The 18,387-nt window shown below is 40.7% G+C and carries 17 protein-coding genes; all 17 read left to right on the top strand.

Going from position 1 to position 18,387, the window contains the following annotated elements; all coding sequences use genetic code 11:
- Positions 1-227, top strand: a 227-nt coding sequence (locus QGT46_RS13550; protein WP_301591236.1) for a type II toxin-antitoxin system RelE/ParE family toxin, incomplete at its 5' end; no start/stop codon positions are given.
- A 60-nt stretch (positions 228-287) separates the two neighbouring features.
- Positions 288-536 carry a hypothetical protein gene (locus QGT46_RS13545; protein WP_148459540.1) on the top strand — a complete coding sequence of 83 codons (249 nt, stop codon included), beginning with the start codon at positions 288-290 and terminating at the stop codon, positions 534-536.
- Positions 537-1,036: 500 nt separating this feature from the next.
- Positions 1,037-3,670, top strand: a complete 2,634-nt coding sequence (locus QGT46_RS13540; RefSeq protein ID WP_270430432.1) for a sigma 54-interacting transcriptional regulator — start codon at positions 1,037-1,039, stop codon at positions 3,668-3,670.
- A 186-nt stretch (positions 3,671-3,856) separates the two neighbouring features.
- On the top strand, positions 3,857-4,279 hold the full coding sequence (locus QGT46_RS13535; RefSeq protein ID WP_148459538.1) for a PTS sugar transporter subunit IIA: 423 nt from the start codon (positions 3,857-3,859) through the stop codon (positions 4,277-4,279).
- Positions 4,266-4,742 (top strand): PTS system mannose/fructose/N-acetylgalactosamine-transporter subunit IIB, encoded by a 477-nt coding sequence (locus QGT46_RS13530; protein WP_024728846.1) that lies wholly within the window; start codon positions 4,266-4,268, stop codon positions 4,740-4,742. Before QGT46_RS13535 ends, QGT46_RS13530 begins: the two co-directional genes overlap by 14 nt.
- Positions 4,743-4,753: 11 nt before the next feature.
- Positions 4,754-5,518 (top strand): PTS mannose/fructose/sorbose/N-acetylgalactosamine transporter subunit IIC, encoded by a 765-nt coding sequence (locus QGT46_RS13525; protein ID WP_148459537.1) that lies wholly within the window; start codon positions 4,754-4,756, stop codon positions 5,516-5,518.
- Positions 5,511-6,335, top strand: a complete 825-nt coding sequence (locus QGT46_RS13520; protein ID WP_024728844.1) for a PTS system mannose/fructose/sorbose family transporter subunit IID — start codon at positions 5,511-5,513, stop codon at positions 6,333-6,335. Before QGT46_RS13525 ends, QGT46_RS13520 begins: the two co-directional genes overlap by 8 nt.
- 47 nt (positions 6,336-6,382) lie before the next feature.
- On the top strand, positions 6,383-7,405 hold the full coding sequence (locus tag QGT46_RS13515; RefSeq protein ID WP_270430433.1) for a Gfo/Idh/MocA family protein: 1,023 nt from the start codon (positions 6,383-6,385) through the stop codon (positions 7,403-7,405).
- Between the two features lie 93 nt (positions 7,406-7,498).
- Positions 7,499-7,879 (top strand): hypothetical protein, encoded by a 381-nt coding sequence (locus QGT46_RS13510; protein WP_330625607.1) that lies wholly within the window; start codon positions 7,499-7,501, stop codon positions 7,877-7,879.
- A 181-nt stretch (positions 7,880-8,060) separates the two neighbouring features.
- The gene (locus tag QGT46_RS13505; protein WP_270430434.1) at positions 8,061-11,375 is read left to right on the top strand and encodes a DEAD/DEAH box helicase; all 3,315 of its coding nucleotides are present in this window, start codon (positions 8,061-8,063) and stop codon (positions 11,373-11,375) included.
- A 21-nt stretch (positions 11,376-11,396) separates the two neighbouring features.
- Positions 11,397-12,011, top strand: coding sequence for a class I SAM-dependent methyltransferase (locus tag QGT46_RS13500; RefSeq protein WP_270430435.1), 615 nt, complete (start codon positions 11,397-11,399; stop codon positions 12,009-12,011).
- 291 nt (positions 12,012-12,302) lie between these two features.
- Positions 12,303-14,354: a BglG family transcription antiterminator gene (locus QGT46_RS13495; RefSeq protein ID WP_148459532.1), complete on the top strand. Its 2,052-nt coding sequence runs from the start codon at positions 12,303-12,305 to the stop codon at positions 14,352-14,354.
- Positions 14,351-14,809 carry a PTS sugar transporter subunit IIA gene (locus QGT46_RS13490; RefSeq protein ID WP_024728839.1) on the top strand — a complete coding sequence of 153 codons (459 nt, stop codon included), beginning with the start codon at positions 14,351-14,353 and terminating at the stop codon, positions 14,807-14,809. Before QGT46_RS13495 ends, QGT46_RS13490 begins: the two co-directional genes overlap by 4 nt.
- Before the next feature lie 36 nt (positions 14,810-14,845).
- The gene (locus QGT46_RS13485) at positions 14,846-16,231 is read left to right on the top strand and encodes a PTS ascorbate transporter subunit IIC (RefSeq protein WP_024728838.1); all 1,386 of its coding nucleotides are present in this window, start codon (positions 14,846-14,848) and stop codon (positions 16,229-16,231) included.
- Positions 16,232-16,258: 27 nt separating this feature from the next.
- Positions 16,259-16,537, top strand: coding sequence for a PTS sugar transporter subunit IIB (locus QGT46_RS13480; protein ID WP_024728837.1), 279 nt, complete (start codon positions 16,259-16,261; stop codon positions 16,535-16,537).
- Between the two features lie 9 nt (positions 16,538-16,546).
- Entirely contained in the window at positions 16,547-17,413 is an 867-nt protein-coding gene (locus tag QGT46_RS13475; RefSeq protein WP_024728836.1) for a transketolase, read from the top strand.
- A complete protein-coding gene (locus QGT46_RS13470; protein ID WP_024728835.1) occupies positions 17,401-18,357 on the top strand; it encodes a transketolase family protein in 957 nt (318 codons plus the stop codon). The genes QGT46_RS13475 and QGT46_RS13470 overlap by 13 nt, the downstream gene beginning before the upstream one ends.
- Positions 18,358-18,387: the final 30 nt, after the last annotated feature.

Here is an 18,387-nt window from a genome sequence, read left to right as displayed (position 1 = left end):
ATGCAGAATATGCTGCAAAGACGATCAAAGAAATCTATAGTAAATTTGAGAATATTCAACTGTTTCCCGAGATGGGGGCAGATCTTTCCAAAAGAGTCAGTTTCCGAACAAATTATGAGTATGCAGTATGGGAAAATTATGTAATCATTTATAAAGTTGGGGAAGAGTATGTTGAGATTTACCGGGTGGTAAATCGGTATCGAGATATTACAAAATTATTTGAATAGTTATTATGGATTCAAAATTCACTGAAGGAAAAAGGATGAGTAATTTTGTAGAAGACTTAGATGAAAGATATTGGAGAGAACGTAAGAAAAATAAACGAGAACTACATAATTAGGAAGGGGAAACTTACGAGATTTTTGTACTTAAAGAATGGTTGTAGAGTATATTTTACAGATGCTGACTTTTTGACCATGTTACTTCAAATTCAAAATAAGGATACAATGACATCACTTATTGAAAATTTGGAAAGAGCATATAAAAATTGTGCTGAAAAAATTATATATGGATTGGTTAGAAAAAGTATGAAATAGAGGGTATACCTCAGACAGAAGATGAGCAGATTCTTATGAACCCACAGGATGTAGAGATCTTGTTTAATGAATTACTTGCTTTGATAAACCTAGTTTTATTAAAGGATCAAGCGTCTACTCCATTATGGCCAAGTAGACCAGATTTTTTTTAACATACAACATCAAAATACATCCACAAACGGCAGGCTTTTGAGGATGGACACTTTTTGATAGAATGCGTGAATGGCAGTTCTCCTGAAGAATGCACATATGATTCTGGAAATGATCGCTCTGTTGCATATTTCAAAATAGAGACATGTAATGCCTGCCCATATAGGGACAAATGTCAACCTCGATTTCTAAAAACAAGAGTCCGAAAAGAAGTTTCATGGAAATCGGTCGGAAGAGCAAAGCAGCTACAGTATATGAAAACACATTCACAAGTGACAAAACCCCACTGCCATGCTATATTTCTCTTATAAGGAAAGCCAACCACAAATCCAATGGCATGGGAGAGATTAATGGGAAAACCAGGAAACAAAAACAACATTATAAAACTTCTTCAGGAAAACAGAAATAAGCAGACCGCAGAAGAAATCGCCGATTGTCTGGGGATTCAAAGGAATACAGCCAGTGCTATCTTAAATGAGCTTGCCAGAGATGAAATCGTCCGGAAGGAGAAAACACGTCCGGTGATGTTTTCTTATATAGAAAAAGATTCGGTATTTTCCGACGATCCGTTTGCGTCCTTTATTGGTGCGGACAAAAGTCTGAAGGAGACGGTGGAAAAGTGCAAGCTGTCTGCGATATATCTCAAACGGGATATGCCTATTTTACTGTTTGGCCCAAGTGGCGCGGGAAAAAGTCTGCTGGCCGAGTACATTTATAAATATGCAAAGTATATCCACACAATACCAGAGGATGCCCCGTTTGTCGTTTTAAACTGTGCAGACTATGCAAACAATAAGGAACTGCTGTCTTCTGTCTTGTTTGGATATAAAAAAGGTGCTTTCACTGGGGCCCACACAGATACGAGGGGGCTGATCGAGGAAGCGGATAATGGGTATTTATTTTTAGATGAGGTACACCGTCTTTCTCCGGAAGGACAGGAGAAATTATTTCATTATATGGATAAAGGGGTTGTGTCACGGGTCGGTGATAATGGACATAACATTGAACTCAATGTCAGGCTGATTTTCGCTACGACAGAGGGGAAGGAATCCATGTTGGATACTTTTTTAAGAAGGATTCCGGTGGAGGTGACACTTCCTCCGTTTCACGAGCGGACTCTGGAGGAAAGATATCAGCTGATCATTTATCTGATTCATCAGGAGACATTTGTCATGGAATGCAGCTTTTTGGTGAGCAGCAATGTGATCAACCGATTGCTGACCTTTCAGGGAAAAGGGAACATCGGGAGCCTGCGCAATATTATTAAGCTGTCATGTACAAAGGCTTATAATGAGGCGGAAGATAAAAAGGGGACAGTACCGTTAAAGCTGAGACATTTATCAGATACACAGAAGTTTATGACAGGCATCGGTTCAGTTCCTTATGTAAATCAAGACGTTGAGATTTCATCGGAAAAAGAGTCGGTTCAGTATATTTTGACAACGGAGCAGATCCATGTGTATTTCCCGGCAGAGACCATTGTCACGGCAGTATATGAATATCTGGAAAAGAAGATATCAAAGGTTCGGTTCCGCAAAATTATTTATGATGAGATCAATCATATGATAGACGATGTCATTTATCGGGAAATGGACCCATTTATACAAAATCTCTATAACCAGGCGGTCAACAATATTTTAGTGTATCTTCAGGACAATTACGGCTTAAAATACAATGGGGTTATGGAGATGGTGTTTGTAAAAATCTTATATGACCTGAATAATCAGAGTGACAAACCCGATGACAGTCAATACGAGATCATCGTCAGGAAACTGCAGCCGGTCATGTACCGCTACTATAAAATGGGATTGATTTTTACGGAGATGATTCACCAGACCATGGATTATGAGACAAGTCCCTGGTTTGTGAGATTATTTGTTATGCTGTATTTTTACAGTATGGCAAAGGAGGATGGGGATTATACCAATGCCATTATTGTATCCCACGGACCTGCGACAGCGTCCAGCATTGCAAGCACGGTGAACAGGGTGTTTGAGACCTATATCTTTGAGGCGTTTGATATGGCATACGATACACCGAAAAGTGAAATTGTGTCGAGGATAAAAAAATATTTGAAAAATACCAATACGTCAAAAGGCCTGCTGATCTTTGTAGATATGGGGTCGCTGCTGAGCATATCCAAGGATTTAAAAGACGATATTGAAGGGGATCTTGGCATTGTCAACAATATTACTACGGAAATGGCATTAGAAGCGGGAGAGAGAATCCTGCGTCATGAAGATCTTCAGAGTATTATGGACAATATTCTGTCTCACCATGTGACGAAAAAGTCGTATGTGCCCAGCAGACAGAAACCGAAAGCCATCGTTTTATGCTGTATCACGGGGCTTGGGACTGCGGTGAAAATGAAGACTCTTCTCAAAGAGTGCCTGGAAGGAATCGAACTGGAGGTAGTGGAGATGCCGTTTCCGGATTTGCAGAGGAACGGGAGCCAGTGTGATGTTTTCCGGAAGTATAATGTACAGTTTGTTGTTACTACGAGTAAATTGGAGGCGGAGGATTATACCGCGATTCATTTGAATGAACTGATAGACAAACGGGGAGAAGAGGTCATTTATGCAACAGTAGGCAAATATTTTGATAAGGAAAAGGTTCAGAAGTTTATTGAAAATATTGTCCGCAGTTTTACCATAAGAAACTTGATCGGCCAGCTGACGATTCTCAATCCGGACAAGATTTTAGACGATGTGGAAAAAGCAGTGACGAGGCTGGAAATTTTGGAGGGAGAGAATTATCCTATTGATTTGAAAAAAATGCTTTATATTCATATTTGTGTGATGGTGGAACGACTGATCCTGGAAAAAGGACAATTATCAGAGAGTAATCCGACACAAAGTTTAAAGTGTCGGGAAAGCTTTATAAAAAACTTAAAGGAAAGTTTTTCTGTCATAGAAGCCCAGTATAATGTGTCGATTAACCATATGGAAATTCATATGATTTATAGTTTGATAAAAAATATTTAAAAAATAAAGTGCTAAAAGAGCTTGTATTTATGCGGTTTTAAAAAATACAGGCTTTTTTTATTGCAAAAAAATAAAAGTTGGCACAGATTTTGCTGTATATATTTGCAGAGGCGAAATGATGCGTGATATGGAAATTGTATGCCGAGTGTCAGGAAACCTTAAAATAGACCTGGAAAGGAGGAGAAAATGGTCGGATTAATTATTGCAACTCATGGAAATACTTGTGCAGAACTGGTGAAAAGTGCCGAGATGTTTTCGGGGCCATTGAAAAATTGTGAGACATGGACTTTAAACCCGGGAGACAGCATTGAACTTGGAGAAAAGAAACTGGAGCAATACGTGGAAAGTCTGGATGAAGGTGCCGGCGTCATGATCATGACAGACTTATTCGGAGGAACACCGTCAAACGTTGCGTTAAAAATTTCTATGAGAAAAAATGTAGGGATTTTGACAGGTGTCAATCTTCCGATGCTGATTCAGTTTGTATCATGCAGAGAGAACAATTCTCTGGACAATTTGATCTTGGAGTGTACAGAGGCAGGCAAGGATGGAATCCTGTGTCCTAACAAATCAATTGAAGAGTGGAGGTGTACAGATGGCGGATATTAAAATGGTGAGGATTGACTACCGTCTGATTCACGGACAGGTCGTCGCAAAATGGTTAAAGGTAAGCCCGGTAAGAAGGATCGTGCTTGTGGATGACGTGCTGGGCAGCGATGAATTTATGAGTGATATTTACAAAATGGCAGTGCCCAAGGGTACCGCTGTGGACATTGTAACTGTGAATAAAGCAAAAAGCGTTCTGGATAAAACCAACGATACGGTGTTTCTTATTTTTAAAGATATTGACAGCTGCTGCCGGACGATCCGGAAAGGGGTTCAAATTTCTTCTCTCAATGTAGGGGCAGTTCCCAACGAAGACGGGAAGAATTTAATTACAAGCGGCGTGGCGATTTCGGCAGGGGAACTGGAAAAATTAGAAGAACTGAATGCAGAGGGAGTTGAAATTACGGTTCAGCCCATCCCTGAAATTTCTGCCATCAATTTTGATGCAGTTAAAAAGAAAATGTAGGAGGTTAAAATATGAGTACTGTGGTAATTGCGGTCACGATGGGGATCATGTACTGGTGGTGCAGAGGAATGATCTTTTCGTACTTTGGTTTTTTGTTTATTTCGAGTCCGGTAACTGTCGGACTTGTGGCAGGATTATTGATGGGTCACCCAATGCAGGGATTGATCATCGGCGGAGGGATTGCCCTTGTGTTTGCGGGAATTATCGCGCCGGGCGGAAATCTGCCAACAGATGAGTGCCTGGCGGCGACCTGCGTGATTCCTATTGCAATTGGGTCAGGCATGAGTGCAACGACCGCCATCGCACTGGCTGTGCCGGTCGGGCTGCTTGGCTCTTTTGTGACCAACTTAAGAAAAGTGGTAAATACATACTTTGTAAAGAAAGCAAATGATTATGCGGAGGAAGGAAACGCAGGAGGCATTTGGAGATGTGCGACACTTTTTCCGGTGCTCCTGGCAATTCCGCTTCTGTTTCTCCCGGTGTTTATTATCAACATGGTGGGGCAGGATGTAGTTGTAAATCTGATGAATGCTCTTCCGACATTTGTGACTCACGGTTTAGAAGTCGCGGGAGGTATCCTGCCGGCCCTGGGATTTGCTCTCATCATGAATATGATTGGAAAAGAAAAACTGATCCCGTATGTGTTTCTTGGGTACATTGTGATCTCGGTTGGAGGGATTAACTCATTGACGGCCGGAATCATTGGAATCTGCATTGCATTTATTTATGTGTTCCAGAAGAGAGAGATTATGGAGGAGGTAAGCAGCGATGAGTAAGGAAGTAACGACGGCGGATACAGCCCCTGCACTGACAAAAAAAGATTTAAATAAAGCCATGTTCCGCTGGTATATGTCGGCGGAGATGCCACTGAATTTTGAAAATATGCAGGGGATTGCATTTTGCGGAAGTATCGCACCGATTTTAAAAAAGCTGTATACGAAAAAAGAAGACCTGGCGGAGGCATTAAAACGCCATCTGCTGTTATATAACTGCAACGTGACTGCTGGCGGACTGATCCTCGGAACGACCATTGCAATGGAAGAACAGAGGGCCAAAAAACCGGAAGTGATGCCGGCGGAAGCTATCACAGGTTTGAAGACCGGGCTTATGGGACCGGTGGCGGCTCTGGGAGACAGTTTTGACTGGGGTATCATTGGCACGTTGTTTAAAATAGCAGCAGCCACATTGGCGGCAGCGGGGAATCCGTTTGCGATTGCAGTGTTACTCGCTTTTGTGATGTACTGTATCGTCGAGTTAGTATTTTTTACAAATCTGACTTATAAAAAGGGCAGAAGTTCCATCAAAACTATTATGGGTTCCGGCCTCATGCAGGACGTGATTTCCGGCGCAAATGTGCTTGCGATGTTTATGATGGGAGCGATGACCGCGTCCATGGTCACACTCACAACTCCGTTAAAGATTAGCAGTGTTGTCATTCAGGAAAAACTGGACGGGATTTTTCCGGGAGTCTTTCCGCTGGCGGCCTTGTTCCTGATTTACTATTTAGTCAGACATAAAAAAATCGGAACCGGAAAGATTGTCATTGGCATCATCGCAGTTTCTATATTGTGTGCCTTAATAGGTATTTTTTAAATAAAGCTATATAAATAAGCTGAAAAAAATCAAAGGAGATTATAAAGATGAAAGTTATGAATGTAGCCGTTGTGGGAGCCGGAATATATGGAATTAATCATGTGAATGCCTATACATGGAATCCGAATACAAATCTTGTGGCGGTGTGTGATCTGAATAAAGAAATCACGGATAAAATAGCCAAACAGTATGAGGTCAAGACCTACAATGATGTCAATGAAATGCTGGATAAAGAAGAAATCGATGCGGTGTCTATTGCGACCCCCGATGCCTTTCATATGGAGCCGGCGTTGGCGGCTATCCGCCATGGGAAACCAATCCTAGTGGAAAAACCTTTGGCTACGACTTCAGAGGACGCGAAAAAAATTATTGCAGAAGCCGAAAAGTATAAGGTGCGTGTTGCGGTGGATTATCATAAGAGATGGGACCCGGCGGCGATCAATGTTAGAAATGAACTGCAGAAAGCGGAAACAGGAGCTCCTGTCCGTGGGTATATGAATATGGACGACATCATCGACGTCCCGACGGAATGGTTTGGCTGGGCGGACAAGTCGAGTCCGGTCCATTTCCTCGGCACTCACTGCTATGATCAGATCCGCTGGTACATGGGATGCGAAGTAGAAGAAGTATCTGCCGTGGGGACAAAAAAGGTCTTAAAATCAAAGGGGATTGATACGTATGATTCGATCCAAGCCACATTAAAGATGGAAAACGGATGTTACTGGACAGTGGAAAATTCCTGGATTCTTCCGAAAGGATTTGCAAAAAACAATGACGGAAGGACACAGATCCTCTGTGAAAATGCTATGTTCCGAATTGATTCACAGAACCGCGGTGTGGAAATGTTTGACCATGAGAAACAGCGCACGCCCAACTCTTATTTTATCTTAAATAACTGCGGCAGGCCGAGCGGATTTGGGATTGAGCCGATTAACGACTTCATCTATTGTCTGCAAAAAGATATTCCTTTCATTGCAGACGGGAATGACGGGCTGCAGGCGGAATTGGTAGCGGAGGCTGTACACGAAAGCCTGAAGACAGGACAGAGAGTTCAGGTTAAAAGAGATTAAAACACAGAAGTTTATCTTATGACAATTTATTAAGGAAAAGATTATAAAGAAATTTGTCAAAAAGCGGCAGAGATCATTGCTTCCGAAATAAGAATGAATCCCAGGGCAGTTCTCGGACTGTCAACGGGGTCTACACCGATCGGAGTTTATGACCGGCTGGTGGAATGGCATCAGAAGGGACAGCTTGATTTTTCAGGGCTCACCACCATTAATCTGGATGAATATAAAGGACTCGGGGCAGAAGAGGATTCTGATAAAGCATGCCGTGAGTATGAGGAGATCATCGCAGAAAAGGGAAGGATTGATCTTCAGCTTCTTGGGCTGGGTGCTAATGGACATATCGGTTTCAATGAGCCGGGGGATGCCTTTATTTCTGATACCCACTGCGTGAAATTACGCCGAGAGTCCCGGCATCAATCCTTAAACTTCATCCTCATACTGCCATATTTGCGGATGAGGAGGCTCTCTCTGTGATCAAAGAAAAACATAAGCTACCAATAGTATAATACAGAAATTTCATAGGGTGAGGTCAAAAGTTCTCAAAGAGTGTCTGTCTTTGGGAACTTTTATTTGATTGGAAATATCTTATGACATATAATAAATTTGAGAGTCATTTTGCATTTTTTGTATAAAAGGGAAGGGCGGTTGCGGTAAGATGTTGGATCAATCAGAAATACGTGTGTTGGCAGATCAAAATTCTTATAAAAGAGGAAGAAACCTGTATCGTTCAGACGCTGTTCTGGAATATTCCGTGGAGGAAGACGGCCAAATTGATTATATATATGCCGCCGTACAGGGCAGCGGCAGAAATATGTATGAAGTCGATTTGGAATATAATATGGAAGAAGGGTGGCTGGAAAATGCGTACTGCACATGTCCGGCGTTCAGAGAATATGAGGGATTATGCAAGCACTGTGTAGCTGTCTTGTTTGAATATGCAGATTACTTAGAAACACAGGAAGCTGTCTGGCAGTATGAACAGAGGAAAGAAGAAAGCCTTGCAAAGCTTCAGATAATGAAAGACATGAAGAATAAACTTATGGCCGGTGATGGATGGAAACCAAAGACGACTCCGGCTATGAAGGCATTTCTTTCACAGCAGCAGCTCAAAAGCACCCTGCCCATCGTCCAGGAAGATATTTATGGAAAAGTGCATCTGGAACCATTTTTAACATGCACGGACAACGAAATCTATTTGGAGTTTAAGATCGGAACGTCTTATATGTATGTATTAAAAGATGTCTTTGCCTTTGCAGATGCTTTACAGAATAAACAGAAATTCGCTTATGGGCAGAAACTGGAATTTATTCATGATATGGAAGTGTTTGACGGTGAATCAAGAAAACTGGCTGAATTTATACAGTCGTGGACTGCTCAGAACCGGATTAAGTATATGCAGATTTCTTATTATGGGTATTCATATACAGATTCCACAATGAAATTAAGAAAAGCCCCTTTGACAACAGGGGATCTGGAATTGTTTTTAGAAGCAGTGGGAGACCGGGAGTTTTCGGCGGAAATCAGCAGGATGCCGGAGAAACTCTGGCATGTGACAAAGGATTCACTGTGCAGGACCATGAAGATTACAGGTCAGGAACAGGGAATTGACGTAGAGATCAACTATTTGTTCGGATTCCAGGGCATCAAACACAATATTTATTTTTGCAAAGGAAAGATCTACAAAGTAAGCAGAGCGTTTTTGGAGCCCATCAATGATTTTTTGTCCTGTATGGCAAATCTGCCGCAGCGGAAGGTTTTTATAGAAACGGCAGATGTGCCTGTGTTTTGCAGAGAAGCCCTGCCCGTGCTGGAAAAGTATTTTGACTGCACAAGAGAGAGCTTTGACGAGAAGGACTATGGGGTAGTGCCGGCCATATTTGAAGTATATCTGGATGCACCTCAAAAAGATTTTATTACATGTAAGCTGGATGCGGTGTACGGAGAACAGAAATACCATGTTTTTGAAAAGAACCAGAAAACAGGGGGCCGGGATCTGAAAAAAGAAGCAGAAGCCGCCAGGATCGTTTCCCGTTACTGTAATGCCTATGATGAAGATGAAAAAACCATGGTCCTGGCCAATGATGAGGAGATGCTTTATGAATTGCTGGTCTACGGGATTCCTGCCATGCAGCAGTTTGCAGAAGTATATATTTCCGACGCCCTGAAGAAAATCAACATTGCCCCGGCGCCGAAAGTGGCTGTGGGAGTATCTCTTTCCGGCGATCTGCTGGAGTTAAATATGACCGCGGGAGATATGCCGAGAAAAGAGCTTTTGGAGATCTTATCAAAATACAATCGGAAAAAGAAATTTTTTCGTTTAAAGAGCGGTGATTTCGTGAATATGGAAGGAGAGGGGATTAATGCCCTGCTGGAAATGAAAGAAGGGCTTCACCTGACGAAAAAGCAGCTGGAACAGGAGCAGGTGATCCTTCCGAAATACCACGCCCTTTATCTGGACGAGGAGCTGAAAGAATGGCAGTCGGTTTCCGCCCACAAGGATAAAGAGTTTAAGGCCCTGATACGGAATATGAAAACGGTGGAGGACAATGATTTTGAAATCCCTGCCAAAATGGAACTTATCCTGAGAGAATATCAAAAAAGAGGATTTTTGTGGATCAAGACTTTAAAATACAATGGTTTCGGCGGAATCCTGGCAGACGACATGGGGCTTGGGAAAACACTTCAAGTGATTGCATTTCTGTTATCTGAATACCTGGAGGAAGAAGGAAACAGTCCAAGTCTGATCGTGGCCCCTGCATCGCTGGTATTTAACTGGCAGAGCGAGATCCGAAAGTTTGCTCCGGACCTTCCGGTCCAGATGGTTGTGGGAAAGGCCGGAGACAGAAAGTCTATCATCAAACATGCAGGCAGCCGGGATATCCTCGTCACTTCCTATGATCTCTTGAAGCGGGATATTGACCTCTATGAAAATATGACTTTCAGCAACCAGATCATTGACGAGGCACAGTATATTAAGAATCATAATACTCAGGCAGCCAAAGCAGTCAAGATGGTGAATGCAGGGTTTAAGCTGGCTCTTACAGGAACTCCAGTGGAAAACCGCTTGAGTGAACTTTGGAGTATTTTTGATTATCTCATGCCGGGATTTTTATATTCTTATCAGAGGTTTCGTGAAGAGTTGGAGCTTCCAATCGTACAGGATAACAGTGAGAATGAGATAAAGCGTCTTCAAAAGATGATCAGGCCCTTTGTGCTGCGGCGCTTAAAAAAGGATGTGTTAAAAGATCTGCCCGACAAACTGGAAAAAAATTATTATGCCAGGATGGAAGGGGAACAGCAGAAGCTTTATGATGCCTATGTAAAACGGATGCGGTTGATGCTCGATAAGCAGTCGGAAGAAGAATTTAAAAGCTCTAAGCTCCAGATACTCTCGGAGCTTACCCGGTTAAGACAGCTTTGCTGCAGCCCGGAGCTGGTTTTTGAAGGTTATACAGGAGGGTCTGCAAAATCCGATCTGTGTATTGATCTTATAAAGAATGCAGTCAGCGGAGGGCATAAGATTCTCCTTTTTTCTCAGTTTACATCCATGCTTTCTATATTGGAAGAGCGGTTGAAAGCTGAAAAAATCTCGTTTTATACGCTTACCGGATCGGTAAACAAAGAAAAACGGGCCCAGATGGTGGAAGACTTTAATCATGACGATACTTCGGTTTTCTGCATTTCCCTAAAGGCAGGGGGTACCGGGTTAAATTTGACTTCCGCGGATATCGTGATTCATTATGACCCGTGGTGGAACCTGGCCGTACAGAATCAGGCCACAGACAGGGCACACCGGATCGGACAGGAACATGTGGTTATGGTCTATCGCCTGATCATTGAGGGAACCATTGAAGACAACATTGTGAAGCTCCAGGAAAAGAAAAAAGAATTGGCAGAGCAGATTTTGGGCGGAGAAGGAATGGGAAGCGCAAGCTTTACCAGAGAAGAACTGAAGGAATTATTGAAGTAAATAGATAAAGGCTGAGGATTTATGCACACTAAAACAATCAGGTATTACAACGAAAATGCCAAAGAATTTGTCTCCAATACAGTTGGAGCCAACATGGAATATAATCAGAAGCGTTTTTGTGAGAGGCTTCCGAAAGGTGCATTGATGCTTGACTTTGGCTGCGGCTCCGGGCGTGATACTAAGTATTTTATGAGTCAGGGTTATCAAGTGGAGGCGCTGGACGGATCAGAGGAACTGTGCAGGATGGCTTCGGATTTTACAGGAATTGAGGTGAAGCACAGGTACTTTCATGAACTGGATGAGGAAGATAGGTATGATGGAATTTGGGCCTGTTCCTCTATTCTTCACTTGCCGGTAAATGAGCTTAAGGAAGTTTTTCCTAAAATGGCAAAGGCATTAAGACATCAAGGGATTGTATATGCTTCATTTAAATATGGACATTTCAAGGGAGAGCGGAATGGAAGATATTTTACGGACTTGAATGAGGAGCGATTGCACAGATTGGTAGATGATACAGGAGTTTTTATTGTTGAGGAAACATGGATTACGTCTGATGTAAGACCGGGGAGAGATGAAGAAATATGGCTGAATATGATTTTGAAGAGGAGAGAAGGTTATGTTTTGGGGGGTGAATGAGCAGTTAGAGAAGAGATTGGAATTGAAATGTAAAGATATCTATATATGCAGCCGAAAAGGCTGCTTTTTTTGTTTATTAGAAAAGCATTTGTCGTCCTGTTTCTGCTCTGATAGGTATGAACCTCTGGCTTTTAGAATATAAAAGTCTGCACAAAAAATATTAGAAAGTAAACATTTTTTGGACTGTGCAAATTTTGCATTTCTGTAGAAAGAAATTGAACATTTCTTGGACTTTACGAGTGTATTTTCATTAGTTAATCTTAAAGCATGGAAGATGCAAGGAGGTATAAAATGTCAATCTCGTATAACTTAGATGTAAGATGCTATGAAATACTGGAGTATTTATTGTACAGAGATGAATATATCACAGTACAGCAAATTGCAGAAGAAAAAGAAATTTCTAAACGAAGTGCTTATTATGATATACGAAAAATAAGTGAGTGGATGGAAACCCAAGGGATAGCTCCACTAGAAATTGAAAGAAAAAAAGGAATCTTGATTGATGAGCAGAAAAAAGGATTAATCCGTACAAGATTAAGAGAGATCTCACCCAAACTTCCTTACATATTTTCACCGGTGGAAAGAAAAAAAATTATTATTTGTTCTATATTGCAGAGAAACCGAAATCTTCATATCGATGATTTTATGGAGCTTTGTCAGGTAAGCAGAAATACAATCATTAATGACATAAAGGAAGCGACTAAAGAAATCTCTAAATATCAGCTTCTCCTGACCTATGAAAATGGAGAAGGTTATCACATTACAGGAGATTTAGTACGAAAACGGAGCATTTATTTCTTATATTTTAACTCCATTGCAGACTTTTATAAAAAAAGAATTCTTCCATTAGATGCTCCAGACAAAGTACAACAGATTCTGGATAAGTTAAAAGACATTGAAGATGCGCTGGATACCCAGTATGTTGCAGGAACGTTATATTCCATAGCAGTTTTTTTTTCAACCATTGAAAACCGAACCGATATCGTTGAATTTACAGAAAATGAAAAACTGGAAATTATGCATAGCATAGAGTATGAAATTGTATCAAAACAATTTACTGATTTTGAGGAAAGTGAACAGTTATATCTTGCATTACATCTGCTTGGATCCAGAACGCAGAATATTTCTGTCAATTTCAGAAATGAAGAAAGCGGACAGGAGTATCAGCGGCTTTCAAAGATTTTAGTTAAGGCGTTTTCAAGACTTGCGGGTATTGAATTTACAAGAGAAGAGGAATTGGTCGAAGCAATAGCGGCCCACTTAAAGACTTCGTTGTACCGTTACCGGTATGGAATACAACTGGGAAATCCTCTGCTGCATGATATTAAAAATGAGTATGGTGATCTGTTTGAGGTCTCAAGCAGAGCCTGCAAAGATTTGGAAAGTGAAATTGGTGTTCCTATTCCTGAGGGAGAGATTGCGTACATAACATTGCATTTTGGAGCATTTATTAACTCAGGGCAGCAAAAAAAACGGAAATTAAGGGTCTTGGTTGTCTGCCCAAACGGATTAAGTACAGCCAATATGTTATGCGGAGAAATCCACACTTTAGTTCCAAATGCCCATGCAGTTGATATTATCTCAATGAAAAAATATCACAAAGAGCATAATTATAATGTTGTAATTTCCACGATTGCAATTCCCGAAGAAAAGAATCTTATCCTGGTTCATCCGATTTTGACAGACAATGATAGGATTTTAATCTTAAAAAAATGTATGCGGATAGAGAACAGAAACAGTGCTGATATTTCCTTTATTGCAGGACTTGCAGCAAAGTATATGACACAGGACAATCTGCGCAAATTTAAAACAGAATTAACAGATTATTTTTCCAATACGGCAATTAAGACATATGTAAAAAAGGGAAATCAACACAAAGGAATCTGCCAGATGTTGGAGGAGCCTTTTATCCGTATCGTTGAGGAAAAAATGGGTTGGGTAGAAGCTGTCAGAATGTCAGGAGAAAAATTAATCGATGATGGTTATATTCTTCCTTCTTACTTAGAAAGTATTGTGGATAAAACAAGGCAGTATGGACCATATATGTTTATTACAGACTCTGTTTTTCTTGCACATTCAGATATTGAAGATGGTTCAAAACATTTGGGGATATCATTTACTATATTTAAGCAGCCAGTATTATTCCATACGTTGGATGGACAGGAACGAAAAGCAAAGATTATTTTGACTTTATGTGCAGAAGATCAGGTAACGCATATCCGAATGTTAAACGACATTATGACGATTTTTGAAGTACCCGAAAATGCAGAAAAGATTTGGAAGCTGAAAAGTGCCAAGGGTATAAGAAATACCATCTGTAAAATTGTACAGGAGGAGACATGAAAGAAATATATAACATGCTAAAAAAGGAAAATATCCAGATTATATCGAAAGTAAAAGATTGGAGGGAAGCAATCCATGTAGCAGTGCAGCCATTAGTAAACGGTGGGTATTGTGAAGCAAGATATATTGATGAGATCATTAAGAACACAGAAAAATTAGGACCTTATTATGTACTGTGCGAGAATCTAGCATTGGTTCATGGAAGTACAGATCAGGGAGTACTAAAACGGCAGATTGCAATTACATTGTTAGAAGAACCAATCAAATTTAAAGAGGATGGATACAATGTAAGAGTTATGGTGACTCTTGCAGCGACAGATTCAGACTCTCATATGGAAATCCTTCAGGCAATGTCGCAATTATTTTCTGAGCAGGACAGTGTGCAGAATATATTGAATGCCAGAACAGAAAATGAAATATATGATTTGTTCATTCACGCAACTGAAGACAAATAGGATATCAGACATCTCATAAATATAGGAGGATTAAAAATGGATTTTATTATTAATATTTTATCAACACCAGCAATTTTGGTGGGTTTCATTTCATTATTTGGATTGCTTTTGCAAAAGAAGCCGGCCGAGGATGTAGTAAAAGGTACAGTAAAAACAATCGTTGGATTTCTAGTATTGACAGCTGGATCAAGTTTTCTGCAAACAGGGTCTTTGAATGATTTTGGAACAATTTTTAATTATGCATTCAACATGCAGGGAGTTGTACCAAATAATGAAGCGATCGTATCATTAGGCTTAAAAGAGTTTGCACAGGATACCGCTTATATTATGTGTTTAGGCATGATCGCCAATATTGTTCTGGCCAGATTTTCGAGACTGAACTACATATTTTTAACAGGTCATCATACACTGTACATGGCTTGTATGATCGCGGTTATCTTAAATGTAGGAAACTTAAGCGGGCCTTTATTATGGATTGGCGGAGGTCTAATGCTTGGACTTATCATGGTAATCTCTCCGGCACTTTGCCAGCCAACGATGGAAAAAATCACTGGTACGAGTGAGCTGGGATTTGGACATTTTGGAGGATCAGGGTATTGGTTTTCGGCACAGATAGGAAAGTTATTTAAAGGAAAAAGCAAATCAACAGAGGAGGTTAATTTTCCTCAGAGAATCTCATTCTTGAGAGATACAACCGTTGCGATTGGATTGACTATGGTAATCTTCTTTATCATTGTTACATTTGTTGCAGTTGTAGTGAGGGATGGAATGAGCGATCCAACCATCGCGGCTTTCTTCCAGGGTGAAACAAATACACACTGGTTGGTATGGGCAATCACAAAAGGATTCAGCTTTTCTGGCGGGGTATATATTATCTTAAGTGGTGTCCGTTTGATCATTGGTGAAATCGTACCTGCATTCCGCGGTATTGCAGAAAAACTTGTACCAAATGCAAAGCCAGCTATTGACTGTCCGGTTATTTTCCCATATGCGCCAAATGCAGTGCTGATCGGCTTTCTGACATCATTTGTAGGCGGAATTTTAGGATTATTTATACTTGGAGCGATCAACAAAGCGTTGATTCCGGTGGCATTGATTTTACCTGGTGTTATTCCTCACTTCTTTTGCGGTGCATCTGCTGGTGTCTTTGCCAATGCAGAAGGCGGATTAAAAGGCTGCTTGGCGGGATCATTTCTGCACGGGCTGCTGATCACATTCCTTCCGGCGATTTGTATGCCAGTTATGGGATCTTTAAATTTTGCAAACTGTACATTTTCAGATGCTGACTTCTCAATCTTGGGAATTATATTAGGAAATATAACAAAATTTATCAAAGACGGCGGTTTGTTTGGAGTATGCATCGTATTATTCCTGCTTCCAATCATTTTTAATATCGTTGCACCAAAAAAACAGGTACAATAATCTAATTTATTTTAGGAGGTAATCGTTATGGTACATTCAATCATGTGTTGTTGTGGTTCAGGATTAGGTTCCAGCATGCTGGTTCGTATGAATGTGGAAAAAGCACTTAAAAAACTTGGAGCTTCAGGGATTTCGGTATCTCATTCATCTTTATCGGATGCTGCAGAAGGAGCGGCAGATTTATTTGTTGTCGGAAAAGACCTTGCTAATTTTGTAAAGGAGCTGCCAAGAGTTATTATTCTTGACAATATCATGGACAAAGCGGAATTAGAAACAAAACTGAAAGCAGAGATTGAGAAAGAGTAGGCAGAACTTATGGAGAAAAGTGAATTGCAGCAGTTAAAGGTACTTTCTGCCCGGATCCGCTTGGATGTGTTGGAGATGCTGGAAAAGCGCGGGTATGGACATATAGGGGGCTCATTATCTATTGTGGAATTGATGAGTGTATTATACGGAAAACAGCTGAAATATGATCCCCAAAATCCTAACTGGGAGGATAGGGATATGGTTGTTTTATCCAAAGGCCATGCAGGACCAGTATGGTATTCTGCACTAGCAGAAAAAAATTTTTTCGACAAAGGATGGCTGAGCACTTTAAATGATGGAGGGACCAGACTGCCATCGCATCCTGACCGTTTAAAAACACCAGGTGTTGATATGACGACAGGTTCTTTGGGACAAGGAACTTCTGCGGCAGCAGGGATTGCAACAGGATTCCGAATGAAAGGATCTGACCAATATGTTTATTTGATTGTAGGAGATGGTGAATTAAACGAAGGGCAATGTTGGGAGGCATTTCAATATATTGCACATTACCGCCTCAATCATTGTATTGTTATTATCGATGAAAACAAGAAACAGTTGGATGGAACAACAATGGAAATCATGAATCCTTTTAGCATTGCCGATAAGATGAAGGCCTTTGGATTTCATACAGAAACAGTAAAAGGAGATGATGAAGAAGCAATTAATGAGGCTATCTGCAGGGCAAAAGAAGTAGGTAATCAGGCAGTGTGTATTGTTTTAGATACTGTGAAAGGAGCAGGGGTTCCTTATTTTGAACAGCTTGCAGGGAATCATTCAGTCAAGTTTAATAATGAAGAAATTCTGGAGGCAAACCATGAAGCCATGAAAACACTGCAAAAAGTCATTGAAGGGGGTGAAAAGGAATGTTTAAATTAGCTGAAAACAGACAAGAAAAAGGTCGAGAATTACGCTATTGCGTAGTTGAAACTTTACAAGAGCTCATGGACTCAGATGACAAAGTGGTTGCCATGGAAGCTGACTTGGGCGGAGCCAGCGGATTTACGAAGATCCAGCAGAGCAATCCAGACCGATTTGTACAATGTGGAATTGCAGAAGCTAATATGATCGGCGTTGCAGCAGGTTTATCTGTTACAGGATTTAAACCTTTTGTACATACTTTTGGCCCGTTCGCAACAAGAAGAGTATTTGATCAATTGTATCTGTCTGGAGCATATGCAGAAAATACCATCAATATTTATGGATCTGATCCGGGGTTTGCAGTCGGGGCAAACGGAGGAACCCATACAACATGGGAAGATGTGGCATTGATGAGAGAAATACCAGGAGCCGTTGTTTGTGATGCAGCTGATGACGTGCAGATGGAATGGATCTTAAAAGAATTTGCGGCTATGGACGGAATTCATTATGTCAGAGGAAACCGAAAAGATGTCAGAAACGTGTATCAAAAAGGTTCTGGTTTTACCATTGGAAAAGGAAATGTTTTGAAAGAAGGAGAAGAAATATTATTGGTTGCATCTGGTCAGTTAGTATCAGAAGCTATGGATTGTGCTGAACAATTAGAAAGGGAAGGCCATTCAATTGAAGTAATTGATATGTTTACGATCAAACCTTTAGATACAAAATTGATAAAAAAAGAGGCGGAGAACAAGAAATTAATTATTACATTTGAAAATCACTCAATTTATGGAGGTTTAGGAAGTGCGGTTGCTGAAGTAATAGCAGAAGAAAATATTCCAGTACCGTTTAAGCGAGTAGGTGTAAATGAAAGATTCGGACAGGTCGGAACGCCGGAATTTTTACAAGAGGAATTTGGGCTGACGGCAGAACACTTGAAAAAGGAGATAGAGAACTATTTATAGAAGCATTCAAAAATGTAGATAATTGATTTA

The organism is Anaerostipes faecis (assembly GCF_910574135.1).
Lineage (GTDB): Bacteria > Bacillota > Clostridia > Lachnospirales > Lachnospiraceae > Anaerostipes > Anaerostipes hominis.
This window is presented reverse-complemented; position numbering and strand designations above follow the sequence as displayed.

Coding starts and splice junctions, on each gene's coding strand:
- QGT46_RS13545 (WP_148459540.1), top strand. CDS start 288: ATGAAAGATATTGGAGAGAACGTAAGAAAAATAAACGAGAACTACATA.
- QGT46_RS13540 (WP_270430432.1), top strand. CDS start 1,037: ATGGGAAAACCAGGAAACAAAAACAACATTATAAAACTTCTTCAGGAA.
- QGT46_RS13535 (WP_148459538.1), top strand. CDS start 3,857: ATGGTCGGATTAATTATTGCAACTCATGGAAATACTTGTGCAGAACTG.
- QGT46_RS13530 (WP_024728846.1), top strand. CDS start 4,266: ATGGCGGATATTAAAATGGTGAGGATTGACTACCGTCTGATTCACGGA.
- QGT46_RS13525 (WP_148459537.1), top strand. CDS start 4,754: ATGAGTACTGTGGTAATTGCGGTCACGATGGGGATCATGTACTGGTGG.
- QGT46_RS13520 (WP_024728844.1), top strand. CDS start 5,511: ATGAGTAAGGAAGTAACGACGGCGGATACAGCCCCTGCACTGACAAAA.
- QGT46_RS13515 (WP_270430433.1), top strand. CDS start 6,383: ATGAAAGTTATGAATGTAGCCGTTGTGGGAGCCGGAATATATGGAATT.
- QGT46_RS13510 (WP_330625607.1), top strand. CDS start 7,499: ATGAATCCCAGGGCAGTTCTCGGACTGTCAACGGGGTCTACACCGATC.
- QGT46_RS13505 (WP_270430434.1), top strand. CDS start 8,061: ATGTTGGATCAATCAGAAATACGTGTGTTGGCAGATCAAAATTCTTAT.
- QGT46_RS13500 (WP_270430435.1), top strand. CDS start 11,397: ATGCACACTAAAACAATCAGGTATTACAACGAAAATGCCAAAGAATTT.
- QGT46_RS13495 (WP_148459532.1), top strand. CDS start 12,303: ATGTCAATCTCGTATAACTTAGATGTAAGATGCTATGAAATACTGGAG.
- QGT46_RS13490 (WP_024728839.1), top strand. CDS start 14,351: ATGAAAGAAATATATAACATGCTAAAAAAGGAAAATATCCAGATTATA.
- QGT46_RS13485 (WP_024728838.1), top strand. CDS start 14,846: ATGGATTTTATTATTAATATTTTATCAACACCAGCAATTTTGGTGGGT.
- QGT46_RS13480 (WP_024728837.1), top strand. CDS start 16,259: ATGGTACATTCAATCATGTGTTGTTGTGGTTCAGGATTAGGTTCCAGC.
- QGT46_RS13475 (WP_024728836.1), top strand. CDS start 16,547: ATGGAGAAAAGTGAATTGCAGCAGTTAAAGGTACTTTCTGCCCGGATC.
- QGT46_RS13470 (WP_024728835.1), top strand. CDS start 17,401: ATGTTTAAATTAGCTGAAAACAGACAAGAAAAAGGTCGAGAATTACGC.